Origin of the sequence: Kitasatospora arboriphila, assembly GCF_039528095.1 — a bacterium.
Classification (GTDB): domain Bacteria; phylum Actinomycetota; class Actinomycetes; order Streptomycetales; family Streptomycetaceae; genus Kitasatospora; species Kitasatospora arboriphila.
The window spans coordinates 14755-27813 of sequence record NZ_BAAALD010000098.1; the positions used below are offsets into that span (position 1 = coordinate 14755).

At 75.4% G+C, this 13059-nt stretch carries 13 protein-coding genes; 6 read left to right on the top strand and 7 right to left on the bottom strand.

Translation table 11 applies throughout. The annotated features are described in order from the left end of the window. Nucleotides 1-50 precede the first annotated feature (50 nt). Nucleotides 51-1295, top strand: coding sequence for a MalY/PatB family protein (locus ABD353_RS32850; protein WP_344627341.1), 1245 nt, complete (start codon nt 51-53; stop codon nt 1293-1295). Nucleotides 1296-1799: 504 nt separating this feature from the next. On the opposite strand, the gene ABD353_RS32855 is transcribed toward ABD353_RS32850, so the two are convergent. Beyond that, nucleotides 1800-2318, bottom strand: coding sequence for a SixA phosphatase family protein (locus ABD353_RS32855; protein ID WP_344627342.1), 519 nt, complete (start codon nt 2316-2318; stop codon nt 1800-1802). A gap of 215 nt (nt 2319-2533) precedes the next feature. Between ABD353_RS32855 and ABD353_RS32860 the strand changes: the two genes are divergently transcribed. After that, nucleotides 2534-2851 (top strand): hypothetical protein, encoded by a 318-nt coding sequence (locus ABD353_RS32860; RefSeq protein ID WP_344627343.1) that lies wholly within the window; start codon nt 2534-2536, stop codon nt 2849-2851. 123 nt (nt 2852-2974) lie between these two features. On the opposite strand, the gene ABD353_RS32865 is transcribed toward ABD353_RS32860, so the two are convergent. Together ABD353_RS32865 and ABD353_RS32870 are read right to left on the bottom strand one after the other, a co-directional pair. Next, nucleotides 2975-3778, bottom strand: a complete 804-nt coding sequence (locus ABD353_RS32865) for a thioesterase family protein (protein WP_344627344.1) — start codon at nt 3776-3778, stop codon at nt 2975-2977. A gap of 153 nt (nt 3779-3931) precedes the next feature. Beyond that, nucleotides 3932-4501, bottom strand: coding sequence for a TetR/AcrR family transcriptional regulator (locus tag ABD353_RS32870; protein WP_344627345.1), 570 nt, complete (start codon nt 4499-4501; stop codon nt 3932-3934). 71 nt (nt 4502-4572) lie between these two features. On the opposite strand from ABD353_RS32870, the gene ABD353_RS32875 reads away from it, so the two are divergent. Continuing rightward, on the top strand, nt 4573-5064 hold the full coding sequence (locus ABD353_RS32875; protein ID WP_344627346.1) for an FBP domain-containing protein: 492 nt from the start codon (nt 4573-4575) through the stop codon (nt 5062-5064). Nucleotides 5065-5105: 41 nt separating this feature from the next. Here ABD353_RS32875 and ABD353_RS32880 read toward each other — a convergent pair whose 3' ends face one another. The 3 genes from ABD353_RS32880 to ABD353_RS32890 all read right to left on the bottom strand — a co-directional run bounded on the left by ABD353_RS32880 (nt 5106) and on the right by ABD353_RS32890 (nt 9028). After that, a complete protein-coding gene (locus ABD353_RS32880) occupies nt 5106-7814 on the bottom strand; it encodes a SpoIIE family protein phosphatase (RefSeq protein WP_344627347.1) in 2709 nt (902 codons plus the stop codon). A 103-nt stretch (nt 7815-7917) separates the two neighbouring features. Beyond that, nucleotides 7918-8667, bottom strand: coding sequence for a YidC/Oxa1 family membrane protein insertase (locus tag ABD353_RS32885; RefSeq protein ID WP_344627348.1), 750 nt, complete (start codon nt 8665-8667; stop codon nt 7918-7920). Between the two features lie 67 nt (nt 8668-8734). Further along, nucleotides 8735-9028, bottom strand: a complete 294-nt coding sequence (locus ABD353_RS32890; protein WP_344627349.1) for a DUF6412 domain-containing protein — start codon at nt 9026-9028, stop codon at nt 8735-8737. A 198-nt stretch (nt 9029-9226) separates the two neighbouring features. Here ABD353_RS32890 and ABD353_RS32895 point away from each other — a divergent pair, with 198 nt between their 5' ends. Beyond that, nucleotides 9227-10429 carry an aminotransferase class V-fold PLP-dependent enzyme gene (locus ABD353_RS32895; protein ID WP_344627350.1) on the top strand — a complete coding sequence of 401 codons (1203 nt, stop codon included), beginning with the start codon at nt 9227-9229 and terminating at the stop codon, nt 10427-10429. Nucleotides 10430-10526: 97 nt separating this feature from the next. Continuing rightward, on the top strand, nt 10527-10925 hold the full coding sequence (locus ABD353_RS32900) for a nuclear transport factor 2 family protein (protein WP_344627351.1): 399 nt from the start codon (nt 10527-10529) through the stop codon (nt 10923-10925). 24 nt (nt 10926-10949) lie between these two features. Here the strand turns inward: ABD353_RS32900 and ABD353_RS32905 are convergent, their stop codons facing one another. Next, nucleotides 10950-11549 carry a TetR/AcrR family transcriptional regulator gene (locus ABD353_RS32905; protein WP_344627352.1) on the bottom strand — a complete coding sequence of 200 codons (600 nt, stop codon included), beginning with the start codon at nt 11547-11549 and terminating at the stop codon, nt 10950-10952. A 148-nt stretch (nt 11550-11697) separates the two neighbouring features. On the opposite strand from ABD353_RS32905, the gene ABD353_RS32910 reads away from it, so the two are divergent. After that, a partial coding sequence (locus tag ABD353_RS32910) for an FAD-dependent oxidoreductase (protein ID WP_344627353.1) occupies nt 11698-13059 on the top strand: 1362 nt, incomplete at its 3' end.

Genomic DNA, 13059 nt, shown 5'->3' on the forward strand with positions numbered 1-13059 from the left:
ACCCGGCCGCAGCCACGACCGCCGCCACCCCCTCGGCAGGAGAGCACCGCGTGACCGGACCCACCGAGCAGACAGCCGCCGAGCGCGCCGACGGCGAGCGGACGGACCCGCTCGTCCGGCTCTCCCTGGACGACCTCCGCCGGCGCACCAGCATGAAGTGGCGCGCCCACCCCGAGGACGTGCTGCCGCTCTGGGTCGCCGAGATGGACGTCCCGCTCGCCCCCGCCGTCGCCGAGGCCCTGCACCGCGCCGTCGACCTCGGTGACACCGGCTACCCGTACGGCACCGGCTACGCCGAGGCACTCGCGGCCTTCGCCGCCGAACGCTGGAAGTGGGACGGCCTGCGGATCGAGCACACCGCCCTCGTCCCCGACGTCATGCTGGGCATCGTCGAAACGCTCCGCCTGGTCACCCTGCCCGGCGACGCGGTCGTCCTCTGCCCGCCGGTCTACCCGCCGTTCTACGCCTTCGTCGGCCACGACGGCCGCCGCATCGTCGAGGCACCGCTCGGCCCCGACCTGCGCCTCGACCCCGCCGCCCTGGACGAGGCCTTCCACCGGGCCCGCAGCGGCGGCCGGCGCGCCGCCTTCCTGATGAGCAACCCGCACAACCCCACCGGCACCGTGCACACCCGCGCCGAACTGGAGACGGTCGCCGCACTCGCCCGCGACCACGGCGTCCGGGTGGTCTCCGACGAGATCCACGCACCGCTGGTGCTGCCCGGGGCCCACTTCACCCCCTACCTGAGCGTGCCCGGCGCCGAGAACGCCTTCGCCCTGACCTCCGCCTCCAAGGCCTGGAACCTGGCCGGCCTCAAGTGCGCCCTGGCCGTGGCGGGCCCCGAGGCCGCCGACGACCTGCGCCGGATGCCCGAGGAGGTCGGCCACGGCCCGAGCCACCTCGGGGCGATCGCCCACACCGCGGCGTTCCGCGACGGCACGCACTGGCTCGACGACCTGCTCACCGGACTCGACGCCAACCGCACCCTGCTCGGGCAGCTCGTCGCCGACCACCTCCCCGGCGTGCGGTACCGCCGGCCCGAGGGCACCTACCTCGCCTGGCTGGACCTCACCCACCTCGGCCTGCACGACGACACCCCCGCCGGAAGTCCCGGCGTGGTCGGCGACCTGGCCGGCCCGGCCCGGATGTTCCTCGACGAGGCCCGGGTCGCCCTCAGCTCCGGCCACGTGTTCGGCACCGGCGGCGAGGGCTGCGTCCGGCTGAACTTCGCGACCCCGCCGGCCGTCCTGCGGGAGGCACTGGCCAGGATGGGAGGGGCCCTGCGGCCGCGCTGATCGGCGGTCGGCCCGCGGCCCGGCGCTCCACGAGCTCGTACAGGTGCCCGTCCGGCGCCCGGAAGTGCGCGTACCGCTCCAGCGCGTTCTCCGAGACCGCGCCGACCGGCACGCCCGCGGCCCGCAGCTCGGCGAGCGCCCCGGCCAGGTCGTCGACCAGGAAGCCCACCGACCGGTCGGTGTCGCCCGTCCCGCCCGGCGAGGCCCCCGCGAAGGCCGAGGCGTCCGGCAGCCGGAACGGCTCCGCCTCCACCCCGTCGACCGCGGCCGGGGCCAGGCCCGGCGTCTCCCGCAGGAACCGCGCCGTCGCCGCACGGTGACCGGTCGAGGTGCCCGCGAAGACCAACCCGAGGATGCGCACCCCCGCACGGTACGCGACCGCTGCGGCCCGTCGAGCGGGACTTCCTCGCCGCCGCCGACGAGACCGTCGGCTGGGACCCGACCGGGGTGCTCGACCCCGCGCTCCGGGCACCCGGCTGACCCGGGCCGCGACGCGACGCGCGGTCAGCCGCGCGGGACGGCGAAGTCCAGCAGCCGGGCGCCGCGCCCCGCGGCGTCCCGCCACGGTCCGGCCAGGGCGAGTACGGCGATGCCGCTGGTGGGGAACTTCGTCCGGAGCCGAGCCATGGCCTCGCCGCCCGTCCCGGCGGCCAGGAACTCCACCAGGTCCTGCACCCCGGGCTGGTGGCCGACCAGCAGCGCCGTCCCCACGGTCGCGTCCAGCCCGCGGACGACCTCCACCAGCTCGCCCCCGTCGGCGGCGTAGATCCGCTCGTCGAACTCCGTCGGCGGCGCCTCGTCCCACCCGGCGGCGGCCAGCTCCAAGGTCTGCCGGGTGCGCAGGGCGGGGGAGCAGACCACGGCCTCCGGCACCAGCCCCCGGTCATGCAGCCACCGGCCGGCGACCGGTGCGTCCCGCAGGCCCCGCGGCCCGAGCGGCCGCCGGGCGTCCGGCACCCCCTCCGGCCAGGCGGACTTCGCGTGCCGCAGCACCACCAGGGTTCGGGACTCGGATGCGTTCACATGCGTATCCTCCCCGCCGCCGCCCTCCGTGGCCACCGTCGGACCGCTCCGGCGGCCGGAGGCTCAGCCGAGGTGGCGGCGGAAGAACGCGACCGCGTCGGCCGCGACCTCGGCCCGGGCCTTCGCCGCGCGGGGCGCCGGATCCGGGCCGATGAACACCGTCACGATTCATCCGCGCTTGGCCGGGGGAGGTCCGGCCTGCCAGGATGCCGCGCATGATCTGTGCTGCCGCGGTGTGCCGCCTGCCCCGTGCCGTGCCCGACTCCTGGTGGGGACGCGCCTACCTGGCGGTGGCCGCGGTGGCGGTCGCGCTGGGGCCGTCCGTTCCCGGGGCGGCCGCGGTGGCGCAGGTGCTGACGGCGCCGGCCTCGCTGGTGCAGCTGTTCGCCTGGCCGCTGTTCGCCGTCCTGCCCGGAACGGTCTCGGTGATGGCCATGGCCCTGCTCCAGCTCGGCGGCGCACTGGCGTCCGTGGCCGTGTTCACCTTCCTGGCCCGCAAGGCCCGCAAGGCCCGCAAGGCCCGCCGCGCCTGACGTGACCACCCGAGCGCCCCCTGGAGACAGGTCCTGGGAACCGTCTTCCAAGGGCGCTCGGGCGGTCGATTCAGGGGCCCCACGCGCCCCTGTTCGGCATCCGTACGCCTTTGAAGACCCGTCCTAGTCCTCGGCGAGCGGGCGGACGGTGAGGATCTGCTGGGCGTGGCCGACCGGGCCGGTGGTGTCGTGGAGGACGGTGCTGGTGAGGCCGTGGCCGGTCGGGCCGAAGCTGACGGTGGTGTCCAGTCCCGTCCAGGGGCCCTCGGGGGTGCGGTGGAGGTGGACGGTCAGGTCCGTGTTGGGGTACATCCAGGCGGTCGGCGGCTGCTGCACGGCGATGCCGTTGGCGGTGTCCACCAGGGCGACGAAGGAGGCGAGCGGGCTGCTCGGCTCGCCGGCGACCAGCCCGTGCCGGGTGCTGATCCAGGCGGCGGCCCGTCCGGCCGCGGCCTCCCGGCGGCGCACCTCGATCGAGGCGATGTAGCCGCCGTCCCAGAGCCCGTCCATCGCCCAGGGGCCGAACTCCTCGGGCGGGGCGAGCCGATCGCCCGGGGCGTCCGCGACGGCGGCCGTGTCGAGGACGGCGAGCAGCCAGGCGCGGGCCCGGACGACCGGGCGGTCCCCGATGGTGACGACGGCCTCGAGGAGTTCGACGGTGCGGCCCGGCCGGATGCTCTCCACGGTGATCTCGCACTCGTCGAGGGCGAGCCGGCCGAGGATGTCGTAGCTGATCCGGGCGAGCGCCAGGCCGGTCGCGGGGCGCCCGTCGAGGTACCGGTCGATGGCGTGCACGACCAGGCCGGCGAGCGGGCTGAAGTGCTGCTCCTCGGTGTTCCAGGCGCCCCCCGCGTGGGCCGTGGGCTTGTAGCGGTGCTCGCCCGTGCGCTGGTAGTAGCTGTCGGGCGAAACGGCGGGGGCGGTCAAGGCGCACCTCTCCTCGGGCTGGACCGCCGTGCCGGACGAGGGGGTGCCGGCGGGCGGGGCGGGCCGCCGGCGGGCGGTCGCGTTCAGGATCGTAGGCGGCCGAACGGATCCGCCGTAAGGGTGACCCTGCCCACACCGTGCGGGGGTGTGCGGTCAGTGCGCCGCGCGGCTGCGCAGCACGGCGTCCAGCGAGTCGACGATCCAGTCCCAGGACTGCTGCGGGTCGACCGGGGTGTGGCTGAAGCCGCCGGCGGCCTCCAGGCTGACGTAGCCGTGGAAGACGCTGCCGAGCATCCGGACGGCGTGCGTCTGGTCCGGCTCCGCGAGGTCGTAGCCGCGCAGGATGGCCCGGGTCATCTGGGCGTGCCGGACGCCGGCGCTGGCGGCGGCCGTCTCCGGGTCGAGCCGCAGCTGTGCGGCGGCGTAGCGGCCGGGGTGGCGGCGGGCGTAGTCGCGGTAGGCGGCGGCGAAGGCGGCGAGCGCGTCCCGCCCGGCCCGTCCGGCGAGGGCGTCGGCGACCTCGTCGGCGAGCTCCTCCAGGGCGAGGAGGGCGATCCGGGTGCGCAGGTCCTGGGAGTTCTTCAGGTGCGCGTAGAGGCTGGCGACCTTGACGTCGAACCGGCGGGCCAGTGCCGTCACGGTCACCTCGTCGAACCCGACCTCGTCGGCGAGCTCCGCGCCCGCCCGTACCAGCCGCTCCGTGGTGAGCCCCACGCGAACCATATGCACTCTCCCGTCTCCCGTAACCGATTATGCATTTGCCTAAGAGTCTTAGGCAAATTAGCCTGCGCATCATGAAGCCGTTGACCGATTCCGAGATCCGTGCCGCCTTCCTGAACTGCACCAAGGGCGAGGCCAAGCGCATGTACGTCCCCCGGGACCTCGCCGACCGGCCCTGGGAGGAGCTGGACCTGCTCGGCTGGCGCGACCCGCAGGCGCCCGACCGCGCCCACCTGGTCGCGGAGGTCGACGGGCGGCCGACCGGTGTCGTGCTGCGCTGCCCGTCCGGCGCGTCCTGGGGCGCCCGCCGCAGCATCTGCTCGCTGTGCATCACCACGCACACCGGCGGCGTCTCGCTGATGGTCGCGCCGCGGGCCGGCCTCGCCGGCCGCCAGGGCAACTCGGTCGGCGCCTACATCTGCAGCGACCTGGCCTGTTCGCTGTACGTCCGCGGCCGGCGCGAGCTCGGCCCCGGCGCGCGCATGCCGGAGTCGCTGACCCTGGAGGAGCGGATCGAGCGGCTCGCCGTCAACACCGCCGCCTTCATCGCCAAGGTCGCCGCCTGAGCGGTGCCCGCGCCGATCCGACAGGATCCGGAAGCGCGGGCCTACGGGGCCCGGTCGGTGCCGGGCGGGACGTCGATCGAGGTGGGGAGCGCCTGCTCGGCCCAGATGATCTTGCCGCGGGGGAAGTAGCGGGTGCCCCAGTGCGTGGTCAGCTGGGCCACCAGGAACAGCCCCCGGCCGCCCTCGTCCGTGGTGGCCGCGTACCGCAGGTGCGGGGCGGTGCTGCTGCCGTCCGACACCTCGCAGATCAGGGTACGGTCGCGCAGCAGCCGCACCCGGGCCGGTTCGGTGCCGTAGCGGATCGCATTGGTGGCGAGCTCGCTGAGGATCAGCTCGGTGGCGAACACGAGGTCGCCCAGGTCCCACTTCTCCAGTGCGGCGGTGGCCCAGGTACGCAGCTCGGCGACGGCCTCCGGCTCGAACGGGATCTCCCGCTCGACGATGTTCGCCGGGTCGATCACCCGGGTGCGGGCGATCAGCAGGGCCACGTCGTCCTGCGGCCTGGCCGGCAGCAGCGCCTCGATCACCGCCCGGCAGTTCTCCTCTGGTTCCTGCCGGTGGTCGGCGAGCGCGTCGCGCAGCAGCTCCATGCCGACGTCGAAGTCGCGCGCGCGGTCCTCGATCAGCCCGTCGGTGTACAGGACGATCTGGGTGCCCTCGGCGAGGTGCAGCTCCGCCGTCTCGAAGGGCGCACCCCCCGTGCCCAGCGGCGGCCCGACCGGGAGGTCGGGGAAGTCGACGCTGCCGTCCGGCCGGACGAGTGCGGGCGCCGGGTGGCCGGCCCGGCTGACGGTGCAGAGCTGCGAGACCGGGTCGTAGATCGCGTAGAGGCAGGTGGCCCCCGAGACGCCCGTCCCGGTCGCGCCGTCGCTCTCCTCCTGGTCGATCCGGTCGACGAGCTCGTCGAGGTGGCCGAGCAGCTCGTCCGGCGGGATGTCCAGGGCGGCGAAGTTGTGGACGGCGGTGCGCAGCCGGCCCATGGTCGCCGCCGCGTGCAGGCCGTGGCCGACCACGTCGCCCACCACGACCGCGACCCGGCTGCCGGGCAGCGGGATCACGTCGAACCAGTCGCCGCTGACCCCGGACTGCGCCGGCAGGTAGCGGTGCGCGACCTCCAGCGCGCTCTGCTCGGGCAGCGCCCGCGGCAGCAGGCTGCGCTGCAGGGTCACCGCCATCGCGTGCTCCCGGGTGTACCGGCGCGCGTTGTCGATGCTGACCGCGGCCCGGGCGACCAGCTCCTCGGCCAGGGAGAGGTCCTCGTCGTCGAAGGGCTCCGGCTTCTTCGACCGCCAGAAGTTGGCGACGCCGAGGACGATGCCGCGCGCCGTCAGCGGCGTGGTGATCAGTGAGTGCACCCCGTGGTCGATGATCCGGCGGGTCCACTCCGGGTCCTGCGCCTGCCAGCCGTCCGCCGTCGACAGGTCCGGCACCACCTGGGACAGGCCGCTGTCGAAGCCCTGGGCCATCGGCGTCGACGGGACGAAGGTGATCAGCTTGCCGCGCGGGTAGAAGGGGTGGTCGTCCTCGATGCCGCTGACGGCTACCCGGCGCAGCTCCATGCCGCCGCCGGCCGGCTCGTTGCCCTGGAGCACCGGATCGGCGAGGTCGACGGTGACGAAGTCCGCGAGGGCCGGGACGGCCACCCGGGCCAGCTCCTCGGCGGTGTGCTCGACGTCGAGGGTGGACCCGATGCCGGTGCCCGCCTCGTAGAGCAGGGCCAGCCGCTTGCCGGTCGCCTCGGCCTTGCCGGTCACCGCCGCCAGCTCGGTGGAGTCGCGGATCGTCGCGACCGAGCCCATGGCGCCGCTGTGGCGGTCGGTCGGCCGCTGGTTCACCACGAGCAGCCGCCCGCCGGCCAGGTGCACCTCGTCGGCGGCCTCCCGGCCGGACAGCAGCAGCTCGGAGGTCTCCGGGTCGAGGCTCTCCAGGTCGCCGACGTGCCGGCCCTCCGCGTCGGCGGGCAGGCCGAGCAGCGTCTTCGCCTCGTCGTTCGCCAACACCAGCCGGCCGTCCTGGCCGACGATGACCACGCCCTCGCGCACCGCGTGCAGCACCGCGTCGTGGTGCTCGTACATCCGCGTCATCTCTTCCGGGCCGAGCCCGCGGGTCTGGCGCTTCAGCCGGCGGGCGGCCAGGGCGGTGCCGGTGGTGGCCAGCGCCAGCGCGGCGGCGCCGGTGCCCAGGATGATCGGCAGCTGCTTGTTGCCCGCCGAGGTGACGTTCTTGACCTTCAGCCCGGCCGAGACCAGGCCGACCACCTGTCCGTCCGCGTTCTTGACCGGCACCACGGCCTGCACCTCGTGGCCGAGCGGGCCGTGCACGCTCTCGGTGTAGATCTGGCCGGCCAGCGAGGGTTCGATGGTGCCGACGAAGCGTTTGCCGATCCGGTCCGGCAGCGGGTGGGTGTACCGGATGCCGTGGGTGTCCATGACCACGATGAAGTCGACCCCGGCGTCCTTGCGGGCCGCCTCGGTGAGCGGCTGCAGCGTCGTCGTGGGCGAGGACGACTTCAGGGTGTCCACCAGCCCGGGGGAGTGCGCGAACGCCTCCGCCACGGCCACCGACCGGTTGCGGGCCTCCCTGTCGCTGGCGCTCCTGGACTCCAGGACCAGCGCCAGGATCGCGCCCAGCACCAGCAGGACCACCACCGCGACCTGTACGGCGAACACCTGCCCGGCAAGGCTCCGCGGGCTCCTCGCTCTGCGTGACTGCTTGGAGGTGCCCCGGGAACGGTCGGCGCGATCGACCATGGCTCCATTCAAACACCGTGCCGAGGGCGACCACGAAGCGTGGCAGTTGGCGCGGCGCCGGACCGGGACTTCGCGCGCCGGCGGTCCCGGTCCCGCGCCGGTGTCAGGCCGCGAGCGCGGCCGCGGTGGCGGGCACCGGGCTGCCCCGGTGCAGCCAGGCCCGCTCGGCGGCGGTCCACGCGGTGGTGGTCAGCAGGTACAGGCCGGCCGCGAGCGGCACGAACGCGGCGAACAGCACCGTGCCGAACGACAGGTACGGCAGCAGGCGCGCGCCCGGCACGGCGGGCGCCCCGGCCGCGGTGGGCGATGCGGCCGCGGCGGCCGAGGCGCCGCCGGGCCCGGGGGAGGCCGCCCAGGCCCGCCGGGCCCGGCGGAAGCCGACCCAGCAGACCGCGCCGATCGCCGCGTACAGCGCGCCGAGGACGGCGTACTGGCCGGCGGTGCGGGCCTCGCCGAGGTGCAGGCCGAGCGGCACTCCGGCGAGGGTGTGACCGAGCAGGTCGTTCGGGGTGGTGAACAGCCGGTACATCACCGAGAAGAACGGGATCTGCACCAGCATCGGCAGGAAACCGGCGAACGGCGAGGACTTCTCCTCCCGGTACAGCTCGGTCAGTGCGGCCTGCAGCTTCTCCGGCTTGCCCTTGTGCCGCCGGTTCAGCTCGGCGACCTTCGGCGCGAGCCGCATCCGGGCCTTCTCGCCGCGGGCGGCGGACCGGGCGAGCGGGTGCAGCGCCAGCCGGACGAGGGCGGTGAACAGCACGACGGCGAGCGCCGTCGGCACCACCGCGGCGAGCGCCGAGACGGCGTCGTGGGCGAGGCGGACGGCAGGATCGAGTACGGCGAAAACGGACATGCGGGGCGGGCCCTCCGGGTCTCAGACGGAACGAGATGTCGGCGGAAGGCGGCCGTGCGGAAGGGGACTACGCGGCCGCCGGGGCCGCGCCCGGTGCCCTGGGGCGGCGTCGGCCGCGGGCATCCGGATCACGCTGGGGGAGGAAGGCCGTACCGAGGGCCCGGCGGCGCAGCGCACCGTCGCGGACGGCGGCCGGGGCCCGCGCACCGAGCAGGCGGGCGGCCGCGAGGGCGCCCGCGACGGCGCCGGCCAGCAGCACGGCGGCCGCGGTCGCGGCGACCGCGGTCAGCGCGGAGGGGCTGAGCGGCAGCTCACCGGCGAACAGCCGGAGCACGCCGAGGAGCAGCGCGACGAAGGGCACTGCACACCTCCTGCGGGACCGGCTGACGGGACGTGAGCCCGATGGTACGTGGCCGCAGCGCCGAACGGTACCGACTCCGGGAGGAACCTCGCCGCCCCCGGGCCGGGTGCGCGGCGGCGCACCCGTGCCGTGTGAGGATGACCGGCGAGCCGCGCGGCGCACCGCCCCCGGCCGTGGACCTCCGAACGGAACGACGACGTGATCCCCGCACCGAGCCCCCTGCTCCTGCCGGACGGACGCCCCGCCGCCGAGGCGTGGACCCTCGACCCGGCGATGAGGCACCTCAACCACGGCTCGTTCGGGGCGGTGCCGCTGGCCGCGCAGCGCGAGCAGCAGCGGCTGCGCGAGGAGATGGACCGGGCGCCGGTGGTGTGGTTCCCCGGACTGGCGGGCCGGGTGGCCGCCGCGCGGACCGCCGTCGCGGAGTTCCTCCGGGTGCCGGCCGGCGACCTCGCCCTGGTGCCCAACGCCAGCGCCGGGGCCAGCGTCGTCTACGGCAGCCTGGCGCACCGGCCCGGCGGCGAGGTGGTCGTCACCGACCACGGCTACGGCGCGGTCACCATGGGCGCCGAGCGGCTGGCCCGCCGCTGGGGAGGCACCGTCCGGACGGCCCGGGTGCCGCTGGACGCCGGACCCGAGGAGGCGGCCGAGGCCGTGCTCGCCGAGGTCACCGACCGGACGGGCCTGATCGTGCTGGACCACATCACCTCGGCGACCGCCCGGTGGATGCCCGTCGGGGCCGTCGGCGCCGCCGCCCGCGAGCGCGGCGTCCCGCTGCTGGTCGACGGCGCGCACGTGCCCGGACTCGCGGAGGACCCGCTGGACGGGCTGCAGTTCGACGTGTGGGTGGGCAACCTCCACAAGTTCGGCTGCGCGCCGCGCGGCGCCGCCGCGCTGGTGGCCGGCTCCGACCTGCGGCACCGGCTCTTCCCGCTGATCGACTCCTGGGCGGCCCGCGAGCCCTTCCCCGAGCGGTTCGACACCCAGGGCACGGTGGACGCCACCGGCTACCTCGCGGCGCCCGCCGCCCTCGACTTCGTCGAGCGCACCTGGAGCTGGAAGGCCGCCCGCGACTACCTGGGCGAACTGGCCGACTACGCCGAGCACACCGTCGGCGAGGCCTTCGCGGAGCTGACGGGCGAGAGCGCGGCGGTGGACGTCGGGATGCCGGTCAGCGCCCTGCGGCTGGTCCGTCTCCCCGACGGTCTGGCACCCGACCGGCTCGCCGCCGACGCGCTGCGCGACCGGGTCGCGGCCGAGCTCGGCGTCGAGGCGGCCTTCACCAGCTTCGGCGGCACCGGGTACGTCCGGCTCTCCACGCACGTCTACAACACGCCCGAGGACTACGAGTACTTCGCCGAGCGCTGCGTGCCCGTCCTCGCCGCCTGGGCGAGGGGCTGACCGCCGCAGCCGCCGGCGCCGCCGCGGTCGTTCCGGCGGTCGGCCGGGTTCTTGCCGCCGTCGGTCCCGCGGGGCCGGCGGCTGTTAGGGTCCGGGCATGTCCAAGGCCGAGATAGACGCGATCACGACGGAGTTCTTCGGTGCGTTCGACAACCGGGGCGGGAAGCCCGCGGACGTGGCGCGGATCCGCCGACTGGTGCTGCCGAACGGTGTGATCGTCAAGACCGGCCCGGACTTCGCCGCCTACACCGTCGACGGGTTCGTCGAGCCCCGGGAGCGGCTGCTGGCGGACGGCAGGCTGGTGGAGTTCTCCGAGTGGGAGACGTCCGAGCGCACCGAGATCGTCGACGACCTGGCGACCCGGGTCGGCGAGTACCGCAAGTCCGGTGTCCTGGACGGCGAGCCGTTCGAGGGCGGCGGCACCAAGGTCATCCAGTTCGTCCGCACGCCGGACGGCTGGCGGATCGCCGCACTGTCCTGGTTCGACCGGGACTGATCCGACGCTCGCCGTCGCCGCCGGTCACCGGTCGGCGGTGTCGCCCTCCTCGGCCCGGGTGAGGGCGACGGTGGCACGCCGGGCGGCCTCGAGGACGTCCCGGTCGGTGGCCGCGGTGCCCTGGGCGGCGAGCAGCGCCGCCCGTACCGTGTCGAAGGCCATCCGGACGGCGAGCCGCTGCTGCTCGTCGGCGTGCTCGCCGACCAGCAGCCCGACGACCTCCTCGAAGGCGCCCGGGACGTCGGCCGCGTCCTCCGACAGGCGGCGCATCACCGGCTGGTTGGCCTGCGCCAGGCGCATCATCGCCAGCCGCTCGGGCGTGGTGCCGGCGATCCAGCGCAGCGCGGCCTCCCGCACCAGACCGGGCGTCCGCGGCTGCGCGGAGATCCAGGCGGCGAGCTCCCGCACCTCCTCGCGCCGCTCGGCCACCAGACTGGCGACGATCTCCTCCTTGTTGCGGAAGTGGTAGTAGAGCGCGGACTTCGTCACGCCGAGGGCCTCGGAGATGTCCCGTACCGAGGTGGCCTCGTAGCCCTTCTCCGTGAACAGGTCCAGCGCGACCCCGAGGATCTCGGCGCGGGTCTCCGCCGCCGGGCGGCGGCCTCTCGCGGCGGGGCTGCTCATGTCCTGGTGCTCCGTCCCTCGGTTCCCCGGCTGACTCCGGGCGGCTCCCACCTTACCTTGCTTACTGAACGGACGTTAAGTAGCGTGGAACTTAATGACCGGTCGTTCAGTACGACCGGCCCCGCCGTCGTGCCCCCAGGAGGCGCCCATGAACGCCGTACCCGCAGTCCCCGCCGTCGCCGTCGTCGGAGCAGGCCCGGGCGGACTGCTCTGCGCCCGCGTGCTCCAGCAGCACGGCGTGCCCGTCACCGTGTACGAGGCCGACGCCTCCGTCGACGCCCGTGACCTCGGCGGCACCCTCGACCTGCACGCCGACTCCGGCCAGATCGCCCTGGAGGACGCCGGCCTCGCCGACGCCTTCCGCGCCCTCGCCCGGCCCGAGGGCCAGGCCAAGACCCGCATGGACCACCACGGCACCGTCCTCGACCGCTTCGTGCCCGACACCGACGACGAGGCCGCCCCCGAGATCGACCGCGGCCAGCTCCGCCGGATGATCGCCGCGCACGTCGACCCCGCGTCGATCCGCTGGGGACACCGCCTCACCGCCGTCGAACCGCTCGCCGACGGCACCCACCGGCTGCACTTCGCCGGCGGCGGCACCGCCGAGGCCGGCCTGGTGATCGGCGCCGACGGCACCTGGTCCCGGGTCCGGCCGCTGGTCTCGACCGCCACCCCCGACTACAGCGGCGTCTCCTTCCTCGACGTCGTGTACGCGGACGCGGACACCCGCCACCCCGGGATCGCCCGCCTGGTCGGCGACGGCCACCTGTTCGTCCGGGACGGCGAGGGCCGGGCGGTCATCGCCCAGCGCAACAGCGGCGGCCACATCCGGGCCTACCTCGCCATGCGCACCCCGGCCGACTGGTACACGGCGGCGGGCATCGCCGACCCCTCCGACCCGGCCGAGGCCGATGCCGTCCGCCGCCACCTGCTCGCCGAGTTCGCCGACTGGGACGCGCAGCTGCGGCCCTTCCTCACCGACGCCGACGGCGGCTACCGGCACCGGCCCATCCACGTCCTGCCGGCCCCGCACACCTGGGAGCACCGCAGCGGCGTCACCCTGCTCGGCGACGCCGCCCACGTCATGGCGCCCTTCGGCGGGTACGGCGTCAACCTCGCCCTGCTCGAAGGCGCCGAACTCGCCCGCGCGATCGCCGGGGAGCCGACCTTGGACGCGGCCGTCCGCCGCTACGAAACCGCGATGAAGGACCGCGCCGCGCCGCTCGCCGCCGACGCCAACGACGCACTCGCCCGCTTCTTCGGCGCCACCCCGCCCGCCGCGCACACCGCCCCCGACCCGGCCGAGGAACACCGCCGCTACCGGCAGGGCGCAGCCGAGTACCGGGCCCGGCAGGCCGCGGCCCCGGCAGGCCGCGGCCCCGGCAGGCCGCGGCCCGTCCCGGTGCCGCCGGTCCGCTGTCCGGCGGGCGGCGGGCCGCCGGCCGCATGGTTGGACGGGTGCGCGGGGGAGGGCGTGACGGCGGGGGCCCGGGTGGGGGCGCTGCCCGGT